The sequence below is a fragment of the Arthrobacter sp. OV608 genome (assembly GCA_900110595.1).
Taxonomy (GTDB): Bacteria; Actinomycetota; Actinomycetes; order Actinomycetales; family Micrococcaceae; genus Arthrobacter.
Map to the genome: position 1 here is coordinate 362,598 of FOEZ01000001.1, position 18,584 is coordinate 381,181.

Below are 18,584 nucleotides of genomic sequence, written 5' to 3' on the forward strand. Positions count from 1 at the left end.
ATGGCGGGCGAATTGACCCGGGGAGCCGTCGGCTGGCTCAGGCTGCGGAGCTGTCCCTGGTACGCCGGTTGAAGGCGTAGCGGTAGGCCTGCTCGTGAACTTCGGCGCAGTGCTTCCAAGTGAACTTCTGTACCTGCCGCAATCCAAGCGTTTGCAATTCTTCCGTCCTGGCTATGGCGGTCCGGACTGCGGATGCAATGGCCTCAGGGTCTTCAGGATCGAAGAGAACGGCTGCGTCACCGACTATTTCGGGCAAGGACCCCGCCGTGGAGCTCGCCACAGGGCACCCGGAGGCCATCGCTTCCAGCGGAGGGAGCCCAAAGCCCTCATAGAGACTTGGGAAGACCATACAGGCGGCGGTCCGGTACAGTTCCCTGAGCTCGGCCAACGGCACGAGGCCCCGAACTTCAACGTTGGCAGGGATATCCGTGAGCGTCTCGAGTGCTCCGCCGGTCAGTATGAGGCGCAGCTCAGGGTCCGAGACAGCGAGCAGTTTCATGGCCTCGAAGAGGGTGGCATGGTTCTTATGCTTCCAGCCCCTCGCCGGGTACATGATGAACTTGCCACGTTGTCCCAGGTTCGGCGTGAACTCTTTTGCGTCGACGCCAAGGTGCGCTGTAAAGATCTTCTCCGGATCGATTCCCAGATGGTTGACGATGCTCTCCTTCGCGAAGTCGCTGATAGTGACGATCGCATCCGCATCGCGGGCCGCTTTTTCATAAAAGACTTTGCGGTAGAGCTTGTCGGCCGGACCAAAAAGCTCCGGGAGGTCAAGGTGCTGTACGTCGAGCAGGGTCTGGACGAACGGTGTTTCCTTGGCCGGCTTAGGCAGCGGGACGGTGAACGGAACGTGGAAGACATCCATAGGACGCATTGAACCGAGGATGGACTTCCTCTTGATCATCCCCTTGGCCAGTGTGGCCAGTCGTTGACCGGTGGAAGAGCCTCCGGCGAGCCCGGGAACCACTATTTCGTCCGTCCCCTCTGAGAAACCCCGTGCTGCACCGTTGACGTAGCAGGTTGCCTTGACCGTGTTCGATGCAGCAAGTTGGCGCGTGAGCTCACGGGCGTAGGTCTCGCTGCCGCCCATCCCTCCCGGGACGAGAGTGAGCATGGAAACGCCCACGTTCAGCACCTTGCTGGACTCGTCTTGTGGGCGGTGCGGCAGGGCGGAATCAGGGTTTGTCATGCTGAACATCCTAGCGTCGGGGCTAACCTGCCACCTCGGACCCGGCGGCGCTTGCTGTCGGCACTGATGGCCACCCTAGACTGTTGTGCATGAAGATATTGGTCACCGGTGGCGCCGGCTACATCGGATCGCACACGACACTCTGCCTCCTTGAAGAGGGCCACGACGTCGTAGTGGTCGATAACCTGTTGAACTCGAGCCCCGAATCATTGCGCAGGGTCGAAGAGTTGACGGGCAAGCCGGTTGATTTCCGGGAGCTGGATCTGCTGGACGGTGCCGCCATCGACAAGGTTTTCGCTGAGGGCGGCTTCGATGCTGTAGTGCACTTTGCGGGGCTCAAAGCGGTAGGTGAGTCCGTTGAAAAGCCCTTGATGTACTACAAGAACAATGTTGTGGGGACGCTTAACCTGTTGGAGAGCATGGAAGGAGCAGGCGTCCGCCGCCTGGTGTTCAGTTCTTCCGCCACGGTTTATGGGGCTTCGGAGGAGGTCCCGCTGATCGAAAAATCGCCTTTGGACGCCACTAATCCCTATGGTCGGACCAAAGAGCAGATCGAGGATATCCTCTCGGATCTTGGCGCAGCCAGCCCGAACTGGAGCATTGCCTTGCTCCGTTACTTCAACCCTGTGGGGGCCCACGAATCGGGCCTCATCGGCGAGGACCCACAGGGCACCCCCAACAATTTGCTCCCATTTGTGGCACAAGTCGCCGTCGGCCGGCGCGACAAGGTGCTCGTGTTCGGCAACGACTATCCCACGCCGGACGGTACCGGTGTCCGTGATTACATCCACGTCATGGATCTTGCTGCGGGTCACTTGGCCGCCCTTAAATATGTAGCGGCGAAAGACGGTGTGTTCCGCTGGAATCTGGGGACTGGCCGTGGATCATCAGTGCTGGAAGTCATAGAGGCTTTCGGGGCGGCCGCTGGCAGGTCCATCCCCTATGAGTTTGCGCCGCGACGGCCGGGGGACGCGGCCGTCAGCTACGCCGATCCGTCTGCTGCGCTTGCAGATCTGGGTTGGTCGGCACGCAGGAACCTCCAGCAGATGTGCCAGGACCATTGGCGCTGGCAGGAAAACAACCCCATGGGATACCAGCAGACGGTTTGAACCCAATTCGGGAGCGCAACGACCGCGAGCCGTGGGCTCCAGCAGGGCGCCCTCAGCGGCCTTCGGGATAATTATCCACAAGTGACGCAGATATGACTTGGCAGCGTGTTGTAGGCTCCTTAGGCTTTACCCAGTTGCACTGCCTCCGCCGGGGGCGGCAGTTGTATTGGGGAACACATGGACGCGCTGGCAATTGTAGAGGACGAAGTCCGCGAGCTGATCCGACGCCGGGGGCTTGATCCCCTGCACCAGGCCGGAGAAGTTCGCCGCCTGGTTGAGGCAGCAGTAACGGATTACGACGAACGTGCTCTGATGGGCCCGCTGCCTCCCATTGGTCCCTTGGAGGCGGCGCGGAAGTTCCTCTTTGACGCGGTCGCCGGATTCGGCGTCCTGCAGCCGCTGCTGGACGATCCAACGATTGAGGAAGTCTGGATCAACGCCCCCAACGAGATCTATGTCGCCAGGAACGGCGAATCGGAGTTAACCTCGCTCAGCCTGACGGAGCAACAGGTGCGGGACCTGGTGGAGCGCATGCTCAAGAGCTCCGGGCGACGACTGGATATGTCGTCACCCTTTGTTGATGCAGCACTTCCTGACGGATCCAGGCTCCACGTGGTCATCCCGGATGTGACACGGCGGCATTGGGCAGTCAACATCAGGAAGTTCGTCGTCAAGGCAAGCAGGCTCGAGCACCTGGTGGAGCTTGGCACCCTGACTCCCCAAGCGGCCCGTTTCCTCGGCGCCGCAGTTTCCAGCGGGCTCAACATCCTCGTCTCGGGAGCAACGCAGGCCGGGAAAACCACGATGCTGAACTGCCTCGCAGCGAGCATCGGGAGCCGGGAACGTGTCATCACGGTGGAAGAGATCTTTGAACTGCAGTTCCCCTTGCGGGACGTTGTTGGTTTGCAGTGCCGCCAGCCCAACCTTGAAGGCGAAGGCGAAATTCCGCTGCGCCGGCTCGTCAAGGAAGCTCTCCGAATGCGTCCTGACCGGCTGGTTGTAGGAGAAGTCCGGGAAGCCGAAAGCCTCGACATGCTCATAGCCTTGAATTCAGGCTTGCCGGGAATGTGCACTGTCCACGCAAACTCAGCCCATGACGCCGTCACGAAAATTTGTACACTTCCACTTCTGGCAGGCGAGAACATATCTTCCGCCTTCGTGGTCCCGACAGTCGCGTCCTGCATTGACCTGGTGGTCCATTGCAGCCGCCGGGCGGACGGACGCCGGGAAGTTACCGAAATCCTTTCGCTGGGCCGGCGTGTGGAGAACGGGATTATCGAATCATCTCCAGTGTTCACCGTCGTCGAAGGTGCGCTGCAGCCACGCACCAGCTCGATGCCCGCGCAGGAGAAGTTCTCTAAGGCAGGTTATGACGTCGCCGCGCTGCTGGATGCGCGATGATGTCGGCCCTTCTTGGAGTTACGGCCGGAACAGGGCTTTTCCTGATCTGGTGGTCCTTCTGGGAGTCGCCGAAACCGGCAGTTCCTAAAGAAAAAGCGAGCCGCCTCGCGGACCTCCTCGCCGGGGCCGGCATCGAGAAAGTGTCGCCCACTGGCCTCCTTGGCTCGTGTGCGGGCCTGGGATTTTTCGTCGCCCTGATCTTTTTCGCTGTTACCCGTTCGTGGCCGATCTCCTTCTGCTTCGGCCTCTTCGGCGCCTGGCTGCCCATCACGGGCCTTCGCTGGAAGGCAAAGCGGAGGAGCGCATTGCTGGGCACCCTGTGGCCTGATGTCGTGGACCACCTGCGTTCCGCCATCCGGGCCGGGTTGCCGCTTCCGGAAGCCCTGATCCAGCTGGGTGACAAAGGACCCGAAGGGTTGCGGCACGTTTTCCGTGACTTCGGAGCCGACTACCGGGCCGGCGGCCAATTCGAAGCATCTCTCAACCAACTCAAGCACCGGCTCGCTGATCCGGTAGCAGACCGGATCGTCGAAGCCCTCCGCCTGACACGGGAAGTTGGTGGCTCGGACCTTGGCAAGCTCCTCGGGACTTTGGCAGAGTTTCTGCGGGAAAATGCGCGAACGCGGAGCGAGTTGGAAGCCCGGCAGTCCTGGACCATCAATGCGGCAAGGCTCGCCGTTGCAGCGCCTTGGATTGTCATGATGCTGTTGGCAACAAGACCGGAGGCAGTGCAGGCCTACAACACTCCAGTGGGCGCCGCCGTCCTGCTTGGCGGGCTGGTCGTCTCCCTGGTTTGCTACTCCATCATGCTTCGGATCGGTGCGCTGCCGCAGGATGAGAGGGTGCTCAGGTGATGGATATTTCGCCTCCCGCTGTTGTCTGCGGAGTGGTGATGGCGTTAGGCCTGTGGCTCACCCTTTTCCGTTCTCCCTGGATGCGTGCTGTTACGCTGTCGCAGCGCATCGAGCCGCAGCTGAAATCGCAAAATCTTGAGTCAAGGCTGCTCCGCAGCGCGGACCAGAACGTCACCCCTTTTGGTCCCCTGGAACGGATTCTTCGCCCGCTGCTGCGCGACGGACTTTCCGCACTTGGCAGGCTAAACCCGGTGTCCAGGGCTACGGCTCGAAGACTGGCCCAGGCCGGAATCAACAAGTCACCGGTGGATTTCCGGGCCGAGCAGCTGTTATGGGCAGCGACCGGGTTCGCTGCATCAATCGCCCTTATTGTCCTTGGTGCGGCTTCCGGAAGATTTAATGCATTGCTGGCCGCGGTGGCCGTGCTGGGATGTGCCGTCGGCGGCTTCATGTTCCGCGACTACTGGCTGGGCGTCCAAATAAAGCGCAGGGAGTCGAGGATGATGGCAGAATTCCCAAGCCTTGCTGAACTTATGGCATTGGCCGTCAGCGCAGGGGAAAGCGCCACTGGCGCTTTGGACCGCGTCTGCCGCAGCGCCAGGGGTGAACTCACGAAGGAGTTCTCGAAGGTTCTTGCCGAAACCAGGGCAGGTAAACCCTTGGTCCAGGCGCTCCAGGAATTCTCATCACGAACAGACCTCGCGCCGCTGGTCCGGTTCGTCGACGGGATCGTCGTGGCTGTCGAGCGGGGTACTCCCTTGGCCGACGTGCTCCGTGCGCAGGCACAGGACGTCCGGGATACGGCCAAGCGCGACCTGATGGAGGCCGCGGGAAAGAAAGAGATTGCCATGATGGTGCCGCTTGTCTTTGGGGTGTTGCCCTTGACCGTGGTCTTTGCGGTCTTTCCCGGCATCGCGGCGATCAACCTCGGATTTTGACGGCAAGACAAAATCCACGAAGAAAAACCAACAGTCGAAATATCAAGCAGGAATTAGGACGGAAATGATGGAGAAAATGGGGATTCGCTGCATGGTGCTGTTCCTGTCACTTACGGCAGCGCTGCTTCCGGGCGTGAGCGCCGGAAAGCGTAGGAGACTGCAAGTCGGGACAAGCCAAGACCAGCTGCCAGTAGGCGGCCCCGTCAGAAGGACCAAACACGTCGATAATCCCGAGCGGGGCGACGTTCCTGGCTGGGTCATGATCACGTTGATGTCGGCAGTATTGGTTGCCGCGCTGCTGGCGCTCGCGGGTCCCGCGCTGGAAGCCATGTTCAATCAGGCGATGGACAAGGTCGGAAGCTAGGCTGTGTCGCCGTCTGCCCGCGGCGGGGCCAACGACTACGCCCTGGACAGCAGACGAAAAAGCTTTGCGCAGGGCGGGGTCAAGCCGGAAGCCGAGCCCGGCGAGCGGGGCTCGGCCGTGGTCGACTTTGTCCTAGTGGGCAGCCTGCTCACCTTGTTTTTCCTCGCGATCATCCAGTTGACCCTGGTCCTGCATGTAAGGAATACGTTGATCGATGCTGCGGCATCGGGGGCCCGTTATGGAACGCTCGCTGACCGTGGTGCCGGTGATGCCGAGGAACGTACCCGCAGCCTGATCCAGGCCGCCCTAAACACAGGGTTTGCGGAACAAGTCAGCACCAGTGAGGTCACCTATCAGGGCCTGCGGACCCTCGAGGTGACGGTCCGGGCGCCGATGCCGGTGATCGGACTTATCGGACCCCGCGACATGCTGGAGGTGAAGGGCCATGCCGCGATGCAACCGTGAATCCACCCGGCTTCGCTTCCGCGCCCGGCTGCGGGAAAGCCTATGCCAGGGTCCAGGAAGCTGGCAGTCGGGCGCCCACCAGCACGAACGGGGGAGCGCCGTGGTTGAGTTCACCTTTCTCGCGCTCCTGCTGATGGTTCCGTTGGTGTACTTCATCATCACCATGAGCCAGATCCAGGGCGGTTCCTTTGCCGTGGTCGGTGCGGCAGACCAGGCGGCCAAGGTCTACATCGCCCAGCCTGATGCTGCCACCGCCCAGGCTGCCGCCGAACAGGCCGTGGCGATCGCGCTGGCCGATTTCGGACATCCGCCTGAAGGGGCCCGGGTGGCAACAACGTGTACTCCGGCAGACTGCCAGGCTGCCGGAAGCACTGTCACCGTGACTGTGAACCTGACAGTGCCGCTCCCGTTCCTGCCTTTCAACGATGGCTTCCGGCTCAGCGCCAGCGAAGTGGAGGCGTCGTCCACTCAACTCGTGGGCAGATACCGGTGAGAAAACATCCAACGAACGAAGACGGCCAGATGATGGTGATGATCCTTGGCTACGTTGTGCTGGCCTTGCTGGTGACTACAGTGGTCATCGGAATCTCCTCGGTGTACCTCGAACATAAGCGTCTGCTGTCCTTGGCCGACGGCGCCTCCGTCGCGGCGGCGGACAGCTACACGCTGGGCGAAGCGGCAACGCAGGGCGGCAGTCCGTCGGCGGTTCTCAGCTCAGCCAGGGTCAGGAACGTGGCAGCCGACTTTGTGTCGAGGAGCCCCGCCTCGCAGCGCTTTGACGGGCTCGCCGTCGCGGGGACGACCGGCACACCTGATGGATCCACCGCCGTCGTGGTGCTCACGGCCGTAGTGCACCCGCCTGTGGTGAACTTCCTGATGCCCGCCGGGATAACCATCGAGGCGACCTCCACCGCACGCTCCCGGCTCACCCGTTGACGGCCCTAATGGTCAGGGCTCGGAAAGTGCGAACTATGTGCTGCAGGCCGAGGGGACAGCAGCCAGGATCAGGCCCTTCCCGGATAGCGTAGGCTTAAACAACCATGGCCAATATTGATTTTTCCGCTGAAATCCGCGCCCTTCGCGCCACGTACGAATCCATTGAGCGAGTTTCCGACGTAGAGGCACTGAAGGAAGACATCGCCGAACTGAGCGAGCGGGCAGGCGAACCGGATCTCTGGGACGATCCGGCAGCGGCACAAAAAATCACCTCGCGCCTGTCACACCGACAAACTGAACTGGAGCGTCTCAACAGGCTCGTTTCCAGGATCGATGACCTCGAAGTCCTGGTGGAGCTTGGACAGGACGAGGACGACGCCGATTCCATGGCGGATGCGGCAGCCGAACTTGAGTCGATCAAGAAGGCCCTGAAGGAACTGGAAGTTGTTACCCTGCTGTCGGGTGAGTACGACGAGCGCGAGGCCGTAGTTTCCATCCGGGCCGGAGCCGGCGGCGTGGACGCAGCTGATTTCGCCGAGATGCTGATGCGCATGTACCTCCGCTGGGCGGAACGCCACGGTTACCCCACCACCGTCATGGACACGTCCTATGCCGAGGAAGCCGGACTGAAGTCGGCTACCTTCGAGGTCAAAGCCCCGTACGCCTTTGGAACTCTCAGTGTTGAAGCCGGAACCCACAGGCTGGTCAGGATCAGCCCCTTCGACAACCAGGGCCGTCGCCAGACGTCCTTCGCGGCCGTCGAAGTCATCCCGCTCATTGAGCAGACCGACTCGATCGAAATCCCGGACAACGAAATCCGCGTGGACGTGTTCCGCTCCTCCGGGCCCGGCGGCCAGTCCGTCAACACCACGGACTCCGCCGTCCGCCTGACCCACATTCCCACCGGCACCGTGGTGTCCATGCAGAACGAGAAATCGCAGCTGCAGAACCGTGCCGCCGCTATGCGCGTGCTCCAGTCCCGGCTCCTGCTCCTCAAGAAAGAGCAGGAAGACGCCGAAAAGAAAGCGCTGGCCGGAGACGTCAAAGCGTCCTGGGGCGACCAGATGCGCTCTTATGTCCTCAACCCGTACCAGATGGTCAAGGACCTGCGGACCGAGCACGAGGTGGGCAACACCAGTGCCGTCTTCGATGGCGAAATCGATGACTTCATCGACGCCGGTATCCGCTGGCGCACGGACAACCGCAACGCCGAGAAGTAGCAGCCTCAAGCGACACGCCCCTTGAAACCAGCCTGATTCACAGGTTGCCCTGCGTATAGTCGAGGGGCCGGGGCCCAACTTTCCCCAAACGAAAACCCGCGCACCGGCTGCAGAACTGGGCTGCATCAGAATCAGCCATGCCCTGCAGGGTACTTAGGGCCATGATCCGATTCGAAAATGTCACCAAGGTCTACGACCAGAAAGCCCGGCCTGCGCTGGACTCTGTCAACCTTGAGATTGACCGCGGCGAATTCGCCTTCCTCGTCGGCGCGTCAGGCTCCGGCAAATCCACCTTCCTCCGACTCGTCCTGAAGGAAGACCGCGCAACCTCCGGCGCCGTCTACGTCGCCGGCCAGAACGTCGCCAAGATCTCCAGCTGGCGCGTCCCGCGGCTCCGCCGGGGAATCGGCGTCGTCTTCCAGGACTTCCGCCTCCTGCCGCAGAAGAACGTCTTCGCCAACGTGGCCTTCGCCATGCAGGTCATCGGCAAGAGCCGCAGCGTCATCCGCGACACCGTTCCCGAGGTCCTGAAGACCGTTGGCCTGGAGGGCAAGGAGCACCGCATGCCCCACGAACTCTCCGGCGGTGAGCAGCAGCGCGTGGCCATAGCCCGTGCAGTGGTCAACCGGCCGGGAATCCTCCTCGCGGACGAGCCCACTGGAAACCTGGACCCCACAACGTCCATGGGCATCATGGGAATCCTGGACAAGATCAACCAAAACGGAACCACCGTGGTGATGGCCACGCACGACGACGACATCGTCAACGAAATGCGCAAACGCGTGGTGGAGCTCAAGAACGGCGTGGTCATCCGCGACGAGGCCAAGGCGCTGTACACCTCCATGATTCCCGTCGTCGGCCAGTCACGCAGGCTTAAGGACGCCAGCGGCCGGGAGACCCCCGACGCCGGACAGCCGGGCGAAGGCGAGGGACAGCGATGAGGCTTGCATTCATCCTCAGCGAGATCGGCAGCGGCCTCCGCCGCAACCTCTCCATGGTTGTCTCAGTCATCCTGGTCACTTTTGTCTCGCTCACCTTCGTGGGAGCTGCGGGCATGCTCCAGATGCAGATCAACCAGATGAAGGGCTACTGGTACGACAAAGTCCAGGTGGCCATCTTCCTGTGCAGTGAAGGCTCGACGGCGGCCGGTTGCGCCGGCGGGCCCGTTACCGCAGAGCAGCAACAGAGCCTGAACTCCCTCCTGGAATCCCCTGCGGTGGCCCAGTACATCAACGACTTCCAGTACGAGTCCAAAGACGAGGCCTACAAGCACTTCAAGGACCAGTTCTCGAACTCACCCATCGTGGACTCCGTGACTCCGGACCAACTGCCGGCATCTTTCAGGATCAACATGAAGGACCCGGAGAAATACCAGATCATCAGCGAGACCTTCGCGTCACAGCCGGGCGTGGAGACCGTCATTGACCAGCGCCAGCTGCTCGAACGGCTGTTCTCGGTGATGAACGGAGCTTCCCTGGTGGCCGTCAGCATCGCCGGTGTGATGATCGTCTGCGCCATCCTGCTGATCGCCACCACCATCCGGCTCTCCGCCTTCAGCCGGCGGCGGGAAACGGGCATCATGCGCCTGGTGGGCGCATCAAAGACAGTAATCCAGCTGCCGTTCATCCTCGAAGGCGTCATTGCGGCAGTCATTGGGGCTGCCCTTGCATCCGCCACATTGTGGGCCGTCGCGCACTTCTTCCTCGGCGAGTACATGTCCCAGCAATACCCGGATACGGCCTTCATCTCCTCGGGCCAGACGCTCATCCTGGCACCGGCTCTGATAATCCTTGGCGGATCCTTGGCGGGAATTTCGTCTCTCTTGACCTTGCGCCGATACCTTCGGGTCTAGGTATGCAAACCGAACAAGGAATGCCCATGAACGTAACGGATCCAACGTCCCCCCGGCGCCCGCAGGCAACCCGGCGCAAGGCCCCCCGACGCGCCGGCGTGATGAGCGCAGTGCTCGCTGTTGTCCTCGCCGCAGGGCTCGCTTCCTCCACCCCGGCAGCTTTCGCCGACGAGCTTGAAGACAAGCAGAAGGCGCTTGAAGCCGAAGCCGCCAGGGTCCAGCAGTCACTGGAATTCGTTGATTCACGCATCGCCAAGGCTGCATCGGACCTGGTCATCTACCAGGGCCAGCTGCCCGGCGCCCAGCAGGCACTCCTTGAGGCGCAGGGCCGCGTTGCCGGGGCAGTCAAGGAAGTGGAAGCGCTCTCCGCCCGTGTGGACATGGCCCAGCAGAACAAGGCCAAAATCACGCAGCAGCTCGAAACGGACAAACAAAAGATTGCCGATACCAAGAAGCTGATCGGCCAGATCGCCACCCAGGCCTACAAGTCCGGGGGAGTGCCGTCCAACCTGTCATTGTTCTTCGGCTCGAACAACGGCGGAAGCCTGACCGAAACCATGGATCTTGCGGACCAGGCCATGCGCAGCCAGAACGCTGCCATGGACAAGCTGTCCCAGCAGAATGCCACCAACGTCAACTCCGAAGCACGCCTTCAAGCAGTCGAAGCGGAAATCAAGGACTTGAAGGCCAAGGCTGACGCCGCCCTTGAGCGGGAGAAAGCAGCCCGGGACGAGGCAGCTGCCAGGAAGGACGAGGTGGACCGGCTGATCGCGGACACCACGCGCCTTGACGCTGAACTGCAGGCTGCCAAGCCCGGCATCCAGTCCCAGCTCGCCAGCGTCCAGGCGAGCCAGAATGCCGTGGCAGCCGAAATCGAGGAGCGTGACCGGAAACTGCGCGAGGCCTGGGAAGCCGAGCAGCGCCGGCTCGCGGCGGAAGCCGCAGCAGCAGCGGCCGCGGCCGCGGCAGCGAGGAACCAGCCGCCGCCCCCCGTCCAGCCGTTCGTGCCGCCGGTAGGTTCGCCGTCGGCCTTTGGCCTCCGGCATCCTTTTGACGGCAGCGTCCCCATCACGTCCGGCTTCGGCTGGCGTGCAACGCCCCCCGGAACTATCGACTTCTACGGCCAGGGCGGCTACCTGCACACCGGCATCGACTTCGGCGCAGCGTGCGGCACGCCGGTGTATGCGGCGGCAGCGGGTGAGGTCTTCAGCTCAGGCTGGAACTCAGCTGACGGCGGCGGCTGGCGGGTGAAGATCTCCCATGGCCTGGTTGAAGGCAACACCCTGAACACGATCTACTACCACAACTCCAGCATCGTGGTCTCGAACGGCCAGCGGGTATCGCAGGGACAGCTGATTGCCTACTCCGGCAACACCGGCAATTCCACCGGCTGCCACGCCCACTTTGAAACCTGGCTGAACGGCAATGCCGTGGACCCGATGGGACTGCTGTAGGGGGTCATTAGCCTGCCGTACACTGGTATGACTCCGCGCCGGCTGGCCTGGAGGACATCCGATTCTTGAACTGAGGAGCTTTCCCTTGCCTAAAGAAAGTGGCCGTAAAGTGGTGGCCACCAACCGCAAGGCCCGGCACGACTACCATGTGCTGGACACCTACGAGGCTGGAATCGCGCTGATGGGAACCGAAGTAAAGTCCCTGCGCGAGGGCCATGCCTCCATGGTGGACGGATTTTGCACCTTCTACAACGACGAGCTGTGGATGGAAGCCATTCACATCCCGGAGTACAACCAGGGCAGCTGGACCAACCACGCGGCACGGCGCCGCCGGAAGCTGCTGCTGCACCGCGAGGAACTTATCAAGATCTCGCACAAAGTGCGCGAATCGGGCTACACGATCGTTCCCCTGCAGTTGTACTTCGTTGATGGCCGGGCCAAGGTCGAAATCGGCGTGGCCCGCGGCAAACGCGAGTACGACAAGCGGCAGACCCTCCGCGAACAGCAGGACAACCGCGAAGCGCAGCGCGAAATGCGGGAGCGCAACCGCCGGCGCTAGGCTGGAATGAATTCCCTGAAGGATGAGTTATAGTAGGTAGTCCGGCGGGCTTGCCCACCGGTTTGGTAACAAAATATGGGGATGATCGGTTTCGACGATGTTAGTCGCGACAGGTGAAGCGGGCCGAGGATGCAGAATTATCTCGTAAACGCTGTCTGCAAACCAATAAGTGCCAATTCTAAGCGCACTGACTTCGCTCTTGCTGCCTAAGCAGTAAGACAGTCCGTCAGCCCGAGGTTGCTATCGCCCCGGATCCTGGCGTCATTTAGATAGCCACTGCTGTCCACCTCCGTCATCGGGGTGAACGGGACTCTTAGATGACTGGGCCCGGATCAGCCAGCTGTTTGCAGCATGGCTGGGGCCGAGAAAATCCGACGCAAACTGCGCCCGGAGAAGCCCTGACAACACGACATCGGACGGGGGTTCAATTCCCCCCATCTCCACATTTGTGATGGATATCTCCCCTTGGGGAGGGATTCATCGGGAAAACACCCCGGTCCTCGGACCGGGGTGTTTTTCTTTGCCCGGGGGCTGGGCAGCCTGGCCAGTGGGCCCCTTACACCCCGTTCACCGACGGCGTAGCGCAGCGGGGACTATGCACCCGCTACCGATCGTTGTCACCGGTAGGACCCGGACAAGCAATGCCGCCGGGATCCGTCTACCAGGAGGTGCCCCATGAACCAGGGGAGCGAGCCAGCTTCACAGGCGTCCGACGTCGACGCCCTGGACTCGTATTCGCAGACAGTTATGCGCGTGGCCGCCACGGTCACACCGCACGTGGCTGCCTTGGAAATGTCCGCCGCCCGCCGTAACGGCCGCGTCCGGGTGGGCGCGGGATCCGCGGTGCTTTTTACCGAGGACGGCTACCTCCTGACCAATTCCCACGTGGTGGCGGGCACAAACACCGGGCACGCAGTTTTCGCCGACGGCAGCCGCATGGACCTGGAACTCGTAGGCGCAGACCCCCTGTCCGATCTCGCCGTGGTCCACGGCAGGGCACCGCGGATTCCGCCCGCCCAATTTGGAGCTGCTGAATCCTTGCGCGTTGGGCAACTGGTGGTCGCTGTCGGTAACCCGCTCGGCTTGGCCGGTTCAGTGACGGCGGGGGTGGTGAGCGGCCTTGGCCGTGCCATCCCGGTATGGGCGGGCGGCAACCGGCGTGTGATTGAGGACGTCATCCAGACGGACGCTGCACTCAATCCGGGGAACTCCGGGGGAGCGCTGGCTGATACCCACAGCCGGATCGTAGGCATCAACACTGCGGTGGCCGGCGCGGGACTGGGCCTGGCCATCCCCATCAACGCCACCACCCGGCGGATCATCGCGGCCTTGCTGGCGGACGGGCGCGTACGGCGGGCCTACCTGGGCTTGGTCAGCACACCTACCCGGCTCACCCCCAGTGCAGTGATCAGGACCGGACAGCGGGACGCGCTGAGGGTGGTGGAAGTGCTGCCCGGTTCCCCGGCAGACAAGGCAGGCCTGACCGCCGGGGACATCCTCCTTGCCGCCGGCGGACGCCCGGTCAGTGACGCCGAAAGCCTGCAGCGTCTGCTCTTCGCCGATGCGATTGGCGAACCACTTCAACTCGCCGTGCTGCGGGATGGCAAGGAAGTCCATCTCACTGCAGTGCCCGAAGAGATGACCAACAACGGAAAGTAGCCGGGCTTAGTCCTGGCCCGCCACGTCCGCGATGCCCACGAAACGTGTGCCCACGCTGTCGAACTCGCTGCGGACGTAACCCTGCCGCAGGGGTGGAACATCCGCCGGATCGTGGTGCGCGCACACCACGTAGGTAAACTCCGGCCACCACTTCTTGGGCCGTGCCGCTTCCTCGTAACCGCAGACAGCGCACTCCAGGTGAACCCAGACAGGCCGCTTCCCGGTTCGGTTGGCGCGGGACTGGACCAGCCACGGCGGCGGATTGTCCAGGATCTTCCCGAGTTCCGCCTCGGTCATCCACTTGGGAAGGCCATGGCGTTGCGCCATTTCCATCGGTACATCCAGGGCAATGGCCGCGTCACGTCTGCTAATCATCACCATCCACGATACGGGAGCCCGCCAAATCGCCTTCCGCGGCTCAAGAAGCGAGGGCCAGCCCTGCAGCCGCCGCGCCCAAACCAAGAACCAGATTGCCGGCCAGGTTCAACGCCGCGGCACCGAACCGCGCTTCTGTCAGCAGTCGCACAGTTGCTGTGGTCCAGGAACTGAAGGTGGTGAGGCCGCCTGCCAGCCCCGTGGCGAGTGCGAGCTGCCATTCCGGGGCCAACCCGAGCTTGAGGGTCATTGCGTGGGCGGCGCCGATGATGAAGCAGCCCACGACGTTCACCAGCAGTGTGGCCCACGGCCAGTGCAGCCGCTCCCCGCGCCCGGGCCCGCGGGCACCAGCGCCGAGGGGCCGTGAGCCATAAGTTTCAAGGCCGCGTGCAGCCCGGAATGCCGTGTGATGCGCGAACCAGCTGTCCACAGCAAAGCGGAGCAGCGCGCCGGCAACCCCAAACACCCCTACCAGGGCAGCAGTCACCATGAACGCCCACTCACCCGGCCGCCGTCGCGCCCGTCCAACCAGCCCGCCACAACCTTTCCGGACCGCCACCCCATACCGGCCGCTGCAAGCCCCAGCAGCAATGACAGCACCAGGTAGGCAACCCACGTAAAGTGGGCGCCTGCGCGGGCCAGCTGGTCCACCGCGAACACCACAGCCGAGAATGTGGTGAACGATCCCAGGAGGCCCGGGCCCAGGCCGGCGCGCAGCCAGAACGAGGTGTGCGGCCGGGCCATCCATACCGTGGTCAGCAACGCCAGAACAAAGCTTCCGCCAACGTTGATCCACAGCGTGGCCCACGGCACGGACCCCGGAAGATCCGGAAAGAGAAGTCCCAGCCCAAAGCGCAGCTCAGTACCGAGCAGGCCCCCAACAGCAACAGCAAGCCAGGCGCTGGCCGAAGGCGCGCCGGGAGGATTCATTCAGCCGTCCCCGAGCAGGCAGCCCGGGTGGGGATGGTCGCTGTGTACCCAGAGGGCAGACGTGATTTCGTCGGCCAGGTCATAGTCCCTGGTCCTGCCCGAGTTCCGGATCCTGACCACCAGGGCTCCGCCGAACGGCTTGCGGCCCATCACTTCCACTTCGGCGTCGAGGTCTATTTCCTCGGCGGAGAGGTAGCGGAGCAGGTCCGGGTTTTCGTCGCTGATGCGGGTGATCCTGCCGGTGTGCCCCTGGTCCAGCTCACCCAGCAGGTGTGCGCGGGGCATCCGGACCGTGCCTTCGGCGGTGGGGATCGGGTCCCCGTGGGGATCGCGCTGGGGGTCGCCGAGTATGGCTGCCACACGCTCAATGAAGGTGTCAGAGACGGCGTGCTCCAGCAGCTCGGCTTCGTCGTGGACCTCGTCCCACTTGTAGCCCAGCTGCTGGACCAGGTAGGTCTCGATCAGCCGGTGGCGGCGCACCATGGAAAGCGCCAGCCGGACACCCTGGTCCGTGAGCGTGATGGCGCTGTAGGGTTTGTGGTCCACCAGCCCCTGGTCCTTCAGCTTCCGCACCATTTCAGATACCGAAGAGTTGGCCACCCCAAGGCGCTGGGCCAGCTGGGAGGACGTGATGGGCTTGTCCTGCCATTCGGTGAACGAGTAGATGACCTTGACGTAATCCTCGATGGAGGAGGAGGGCGCGCTGGTCTTCACAGCACCAAGCCTACCCGTTCACCGCCGGCGGTCATGCTTTGGTGGCCCGCCAGGTAAGCGTGAGGTAGGGCAGTTCGAGCTCTTCGTCCAGGCTGTGGCCGAGGTGGTCGTGCAGATACCAGTCGAGGTTGGCCAGCACTTTAGCGCGGGTGGTTTCACCGGCCCGCAGGTAGTAGCTCCGCGACTTCGTCAGCTCCACAAGGTCGGTGGTGGTGACACGGTCCTGCCAATGCGTTAGGTGGCCCTCAAGATCGCGGAACTCCGGCCCTACGTGCGGCCGGAAATCCGGCTTGTAAACGTCTCCGGCATGCATGATCCGCGAAAGCCGGTGAACCCATGGAACCGAGGTGTCCAGCTGGTTCCAGATCAGGCCCAGGGTTCCGTGCGGACGCAGGACGCGTGCCAGTTCAGTGCTGGCTGCGAGGGCGTCACACCAGTGCCAGGCCTGGGCAACGCTGACGACGTCGAAGGCTGCCGCGGGCAGTCCGGTCGCCTCCGCGGTGGCCCGGACAGCCGTGGCGTCAGGATAGTGCGCCCGCAACTGTTCGAGCATGTCCTCGGACGGGTCCACGGCGGTGACTGAGAGTCCCATGCCGAGCAGGAGTTCGGTGAACTTCCCGGTGCCGGCCCCGGCGTCGAGGGCATCGCGGGCTCCGGCGGGGACCAGCCATTGTGCGGATTCTTGCGGATAACCCGGCCGGACCTGCTGGTAGTGCCTGCCGCCGTCCTGGAAGCTCTGGCCGAGCTCCCGCCGCCGTCCGTGGTCAAGTTTGGGGCCACCCCGTACCACCTGTGGCCCTCCTTCGATTGATGCCCTTGGGTATCCTCCGAATTTACCGCAAGTGCTTAGTCGTCGATGCAGGGAGCGGCACCCGCGGTGCCCGGGGTGTTGGGAGCCCAGTGCGGGTAGGTCCGGGTGTCGTTGGCGGGAACCCAGCGTCCGGCGTCCACCACGTAGTCCCAGCCCAGCCCGTTGGTGCGCAGCGCCGCGATGCCGGCAAGGAGGCGCTCGGCATCCTCCAGCCGCGAGCCGACGCCAAAGCTGGCGCGCAGGGAGCCGGAGGGCAGACCCAGCCGCTTCAGCAGCGGGTGGGCGCAGAAACGTCCATCGCGCAGGCCCACGCCGTGTTCGGCGGACAGGTAGGCCGCCACCAGGCCGGCGTCGTAGCCTTCCACCGAGAAGTTGACCACACCGATGGTGTCAGTATCCGGGTTGGTGTCCTTGAAAATCTGGTGGACGGTGACGCCGTCGATCTGCTGCAGGCCTTCCACCAGGAACGAGCGGATAGCCGACTCGTGGGCATGCCACTGTTCCTGGTCCAGCCCGGCAATCACTTGGGTTGCGCGTGCCAGTGTGGCGGCGCCCAGGACGTTGGGGGAGCCGCCCTCATGGCGGGCTGGGCCGGTGGCCCAGCTGACGCCGTCGAGCCTTGCTTCCTTGACAGCGCCGCCTCCGGCAAGGTGCGGCGTTCCGGCGTCCAGCCAGTCCGTGCGGCCCACCAGCACGCCGGCGCCGAAGGGTGCGTACAGCTTGTGGCCGGAGAAGGCGAGGTAGTCGACGTCGTCCGCTGCAATATCCACGCGGCGGTGCGGTGCCAGCTGGGCGGCGTCCACCACGATCCGTGCGCCGTGTTCGTGGGCCAGCGCAGCCAGGGCCCGGATGGGAAGGATCTCGCCGGTGACATTGGACGCGCCGGTGACGGCGAGCAGGCTCACCCCGCCCTGCTCCAGTTCCGCGCGGACGGCATCGATGGTGCCGGCGATGGTGTCGGCGGCAACGATGCTGCGGTGCGGGACGCCCTGCCACGGCAGCAGGTTGGCGTGGTGTTCGATGTCCAGGTAGAGGACATCGCCGTCGGGCCGTCCGTCTGTTTCCGGCAGGCAGCCGGCCAGCAGGTTCAGCGAATCCGTGGTGTTCCGGGTGAAGATCACGGAGTCGTCCGGGCGGCCGCCCACAAACTCGCGGACGATGTTGCGGGCGTTTTCGTAGACGGAGGTGCTGATCTGTGACGCGTAGCCGGCACCCCGGTGGACGCTGGCGTAGAACGGCAGGATCTCGTTCAGGTAGGCCGAGACCACGGAGAGGGCCGGAGCCGAGGCGCCGTAGTCAAGGTTGGCGTAGCGGATGTGGCCGCCGTGGATCAGCGGCGCCTGGATTTCTGCGCCGGTGACGGCAGCGAGCGGCCGGCCGGCAGCGGCACGGCGGGCATCAAAGGTGGTTCCGGCCTGGGCTGTTCCAGACCCGGCAGCTTCGAACGTGGCGGTGGCATTGGGGGAGACGGTGGCAGTTGTCACGAAAGACCTCAGTTCAGAAGGACTCCCGCTCCCGGGAATCCGCGCTTGCCGCATCCGCTCCGGACCGGCCTGGTCGTCACCCGGGGCACCCCACCGCGGTTGGAGGGTTGCCGGCCAGCAAACCGGGGTTTCGCGCTGGCACTCGTGACCTGGTTAAGAGCGTAGAACATCGGGTTGGGAGGTTTTAAGTCGGGGCGATTGTTAAGCGCTTTGTTACGCGCTGGCCGGAATGAGCTTCTTTTGCCGAAGAAAAGAACGGCGGGCACCTCT

The 18,584-nt window shown here is 63.3% G+C and carries 21 protein-coding genes, 1 other RNA gene and 1 riboswitch; of the genes, 15 read left to right on the plus strand and 7 right to left on the minus strand.

The window, feature by feature from the left end; genetic code table 11:
- Window positions 1-37: 37 nt before the first annotated feature.
- Entirely contained in the window at window positions 38-1,189 is a 1,152-nt protein-coding gene (locus BMX78_RS01705) for a glycosyltransferase family 4 protein (RefSeq protein ID WP_170850654.1), read from the minus strand.
- Between the two features lie 89 nt (window positions 1,190-1,278).
- On the opposite strand from BMX78_RS01705, the gene galE reads away from it, so the two are divergent.
- The 15 genes from galE (at window position 1,279) to BMX78_RS01780 (ending at window position 14,000) form a co-directional block, all read left to right on the plus strand.
- On the plus strand, window positions 1,279-2,298 hold the full coding sequence (galE, locus tag BMX78_RS01710; RefSeq protein ID WP_091415606.1) for a UDP-glucose 4-epimerase GalE: 1,020 nt from the start codon (window positions 1,279-1,281) through the stop codon (window positions 2,296-2,298).
- 177 nt (window positions 2,299-2,475) lie between these two features.
- Window positions 2,476-3,699, plus strand: coding sequence for a TadA family conjugal transfer-associated ATPase (locus tag BMX78_RS01715; RefSeq protein ID WP_091415607.1), 1,224 nt, complete (start codon window positions 2,476-2,478; stop codon window positions 3,697-3,699).
- Window positions 3,696-4,553, plus strand: a complete 858-nt coding sequence (locus tag BMX78_RS01720; protein WP_502686259.1) for a type II secretion system F family protein — start codon at window positions 3,696-3,698, stop codon at window positions 4,551-4,553. The genes BMX78_RS01715 and BMX78_RS01720 overlap by 4 nt, the downstream gene beginning before the upstream one ends.
- Window positions 4,553-5,491 (plus strand): type II secretion system F family protein, encoded by a 939-nt coding sequence (locus BMX78_RS01725; protein WP_091415612.1) that lies wholly within the window; start codon window positions 4,553-4,555, stop codon window positions 5,489-5,491. Before BMX78_RS01720 ends, BMX78_RS01725 begins: the two co-directional genes overlap by 1 nt.
- A gap of 67 nt (window positions 5,492-5,558) precedes the next feature.
- Window positions 5,559-5,855 carry a hypothetical protein gene (locus BMX78_RS23815; protein WP_091416036.1) on the plus strand — a complete coding sequence of 99 codons (297 nt, stop codon included), beginning with the start codon at window positions 5,559-5,561 and terminating at the stop codon, window positions 5,853-5,855.
- Window positions 5,856-5,897: 42 nt separating this feature from the next.
- Window positions 5,898-6,320 (plus strand): TadE/TadG family type IV pilus assembly protein, encoded by a 423-nt coding sequence (locus BMX78_RS01735; RefSeq protein WP_091416039.1) that lies wholly within the window; start codon window positions 5,898-5,900, stop codon window positions 6,318-6,320.
- A 100-nt stretch (window positions 6,321-6,420) separates the two neighbouring features.
- Entirely contained in the window at window positions 6,421-6,813 is a 393-nt protein-coding gene (locus tag BMX78_RS01740; RefSeq protein WP_353615418.1) for a hypothetical protein, read from the plus strand.
- 29 nt (window positions 6,814-6,842) lie between these two features.
- Window positions 6,843-7,256, plus strand: coding sequence for a pilus assembly protein TadG-related protein (locus tag BMX78_RS01745; protein WP_091415615.1), 414 nt, complete (start codon window positions 6,843-6,845; stop codon window positions 7,254-7,256).
- A 104-nt stretch (window positions 7,257-7,360) separates the two neighbouring features.
- Entirely contained in the window at window positions 7,361-8,476 is a 1,116-nt protein-coding gene (prfB, locus tag BMX78_RS01750) for a peptide chain release factor 2 (RefSeq protein ID WP_091415617.1), read from the plus strand.
- Between the two features lie 161 nt (window positions 8,477-8,637).
- On the plus strand, window positions 8,638-9,417 hold the full coding sequence (gene ftsE, locus BMX78_RS01755; RefSeq protein WP_091415619.1) for a cell division ATP-binding protein FtsE: 780 nt from the start codon (window positions 8,638-8,640) through the stop codon (window positions 9,415-9,417).
- Entirely contained in the window at window positions 9,414-10,328 is a 915-nt protein-coding gene (ftsX, locus tag BMX78_RS01760) for a permease-like cell division protein FtsX (RefSeq protein WP_091415621.1), read from the plus strand. Before ftsE ends, ftsX begins: the two co-directional genes overlap by 4 nt.
- A gap of 26 nt (window positions 10,329-10,354) precedes the next feature.
- Window positions 10,355-11,782 (plus strand): M23 family metallopeptidase, encoded by a 1,428-nt coding sequence (locus BMX78_RS01765; RefSeq protein ID WP_170850655.1) that lies wholly within the window; start codon window positions 10,355-10,357, stop codon window positions 11,780-11,782.
- Window positions 11,783-11,867: 85 nt separating this feature from the next.
- Window positions 11,868-12,341 (plus strand): SsrA-binding protein SmpB, encoded by a 474-nt coding sequence (smpB, locus tag BMX78_RS01770; RefSeq protein ID WP_050054575.1) that lies wholly within the window; start codon window positions 11,868-11,870, stop codon window positions 12,339-12,341.
- A 77-nt stretch (window positions 12,342-12,418) separates the two neighbouring features.
- Window positions 12,419-12,787: a transfer-messenger RNA gene (gene ssrA, locus BMX78_RS01775) on the plus strand.
- Window positions 12,788-13,016: 229 nt separating this feature from the next.
- Window positions 13,017-14,000: a S1C family serine protease gene (locus BMX78_RS01780; RefSeq protein WP_091415623.1), complete on the plus strand. Its 984-nt coding sequence runs from the start codon at window positions 13,017-13,019 to the stop codon at window positions 13,998-14,000.
- Between the two features lie 6 nt (window positions 14,001-14,006).
- Here the strand turns inward: BMX78_RS01780 and BMX78_RS01785 are convergent, their stop codons facing one another.
- From BMX78_RS01785 to BMX78_RS01810, 6 genes are read right to left on the minus strand one after another with little or no spacing between them, the layout of a single operon-like run.
- Window positions 14,007-14,375 carry a hypothetical protein gene (locus BMX78_RS01785; protein WP_091416044.1) on the minus strand — a complete coding sequence of 123 codons (369 nt, stop codon included), beginning with the start codon at window positions 14,373-14,375 and terminating at the stop codon, window positions 14,007-14,009.
- 43 nt (window positions 14,376-14,418) lie between these two features.
- On the minus strand, window positions 14,419-14,865 hold the full coding sequence (locus BMX78_RS01790) for a fluoride efflux transporter FluC (protein WP_091415625.1): 447 nt from the start codon (window positions 14,863-14,865) through the stop codon (window positions 14,419-14,421).
- A complete protein-coding gene (locus BMX78_RS01795) occupies window positions 14,859-15,305 on the minus strand; it encodes a fluoride efflux transporter FluC (RefSeq protein WP_091415626.1) in 447 nt (148 codons plus the stop codon). The genes BMX78_RS01790 and BMX78_RS01795 overlap by 7 nt, the downstream gene beginning before the upstream one ends.
- Window positions 15,306-16,019: a metal-dependent transcriptional regulator gene (locus BMX78_RS01800; RefSeq protein WP_091415628.1), complete on the minus strand. Its 714-nt coding sequence runs from the start codon at window positions 16,017-16,019 to the stop codon at window positions 15,306-15,308.
- Between the two features lie 31 nt (window positions 16,020-16,050).
- On the minus strand, window positions 16,051-16,809 hold the full coding sequence (locus BMX78_RS01805; RefSeq protein WP_091415630.1) for a class I SAM-dependent methyltransferase: 759 nt from the start codon (window positions 16,807-16,809) through the stop codon (window positions 16,051-16,053).
- Window positions 16,810-16,865: 56 nt separating this feature from the next.
- Complete coding sequence (locus tag BMX78_RS01810) at window positions 16,866-18,314, minus strand: aminotransferase class V-fold PLP-dependent enzyme (RefSeq protein ID WP_091415632.1); 1,449 nt, start codon at window positions 18,312-18,314, stop codon at window positions 16,866-16,868.
- 36 nt (window positions 18,315-18,350) lie between these two features.
- A riboswitch (SAM riboswitch) is annotated at window positions 18,351-18,464 on the minus strand.
- Window positions 18,465-18,584: the final 120 nt, after the last annotated feature.

Bases quoted from the DNA above. Each gene is read 5' to 3' on its own strand.
- BMX78_RS01705 (WP_170850654.1), bottom strand. From the start codon at position 1,189: ATGACAAACCCTGATTCCGCCCTGCCGCACCGCCCACAAGACGAGTCC.
- galE (WP_091415606.1), top strand. From the start codon at position 1,279: ATGAAGATATTGGTCACCGGTGGCGCCGGCTACATCGGATCGCACACG.
- BMX78_RS01715 (WP_091415607.1), top strand. From the start codon at position 2,476: ATGGACGCGCTGGCAATTGTAGAGGACGAAGTCCGCGAGCTGATCCGA.
- BMX78_RS01720 (WP_502686259.1), top strand. From the start codon at position 3,696: ATGATGTCGGCCCTTCTTGGAGTTACGGCCGGAACAGGGCTTTTCCTG.
- BMX78_RS01725 (WP_091415612.1), top strand. From the start codon at position 4,553: ATGGATATTTCGCCTCCCGCTGTTGTCTGCGGAGTGGTGATGGCGTTA.
- BMX78_RS23815 (WP_091416036.1), top strand. From the start codon at position 5,559: ATGGAGAAAATGGGGATTCGCTGCATGGTGCTGTTCCTGTCACTTACG.
- BMX78_RS01745 (WP_091415615.1), top strand. From the start codon at position 6,843: ATGATGGTGATGATCCTTGGCTACGTTGTGCTGGCCTTGCTGGTGACT.
- prfB (WP_091415617.1), top strand. From the start codon at position 7,361: ATGGCCAATATTGATTTTTCCGCTGAAATCCGCGCCCTTCGCGCCACG.
- ftsE (WP_091415619.1), top strand. From the start codon at position 8,638: ATGATCCGATTCGAAAATGTCACCAAGGTCTACGACCAGAAAGCCCGG.
- ftsX (WP_091415621.1), top strand. From the start codon at position 9,414: ATGAGGCTTGCATTCATCCTCAGCGAGATCGGCAGCGGCCTCCGCCGC.
- BMX78_RS01765 (WP_170850655.1), top strand. From the start codon at position 10,355: ATGAACGTAACGGATCCAACGTCCCCCCGGCGCCCGCAGGCAACCCGG.
- BMX78_RS01780 (WP_091415623.1), top strand. From the start codon at position 13,017: ATGAACCAGGGGAGCGAGCCAGCTTCACAGGCGTCCGACGTCGACGCC.
- BMX78_RS01785 (WP_091416044.1), bottom strand. From the start codon at position 14,375: ATGATTAGCAGACGTGACGCGGCCATTGCCCTGGATGTACCGATGGAA.
- BMX78_RS01790 (WP_091415625.1), bottom strand. From the start codon at position 14,865: ATGGTGACTGCTGCCCTGGTAGGGGTGTTTGGGGTTGCCGGCGCGCTG.
- BMX78_RS01795 (WP_091415626.1), bottom strand. From the start codon at position 15,305: ATGAATCCTCCCGGCGCGCCTTCGGCCAGCGCCTGGCTTGCTGTTGCT.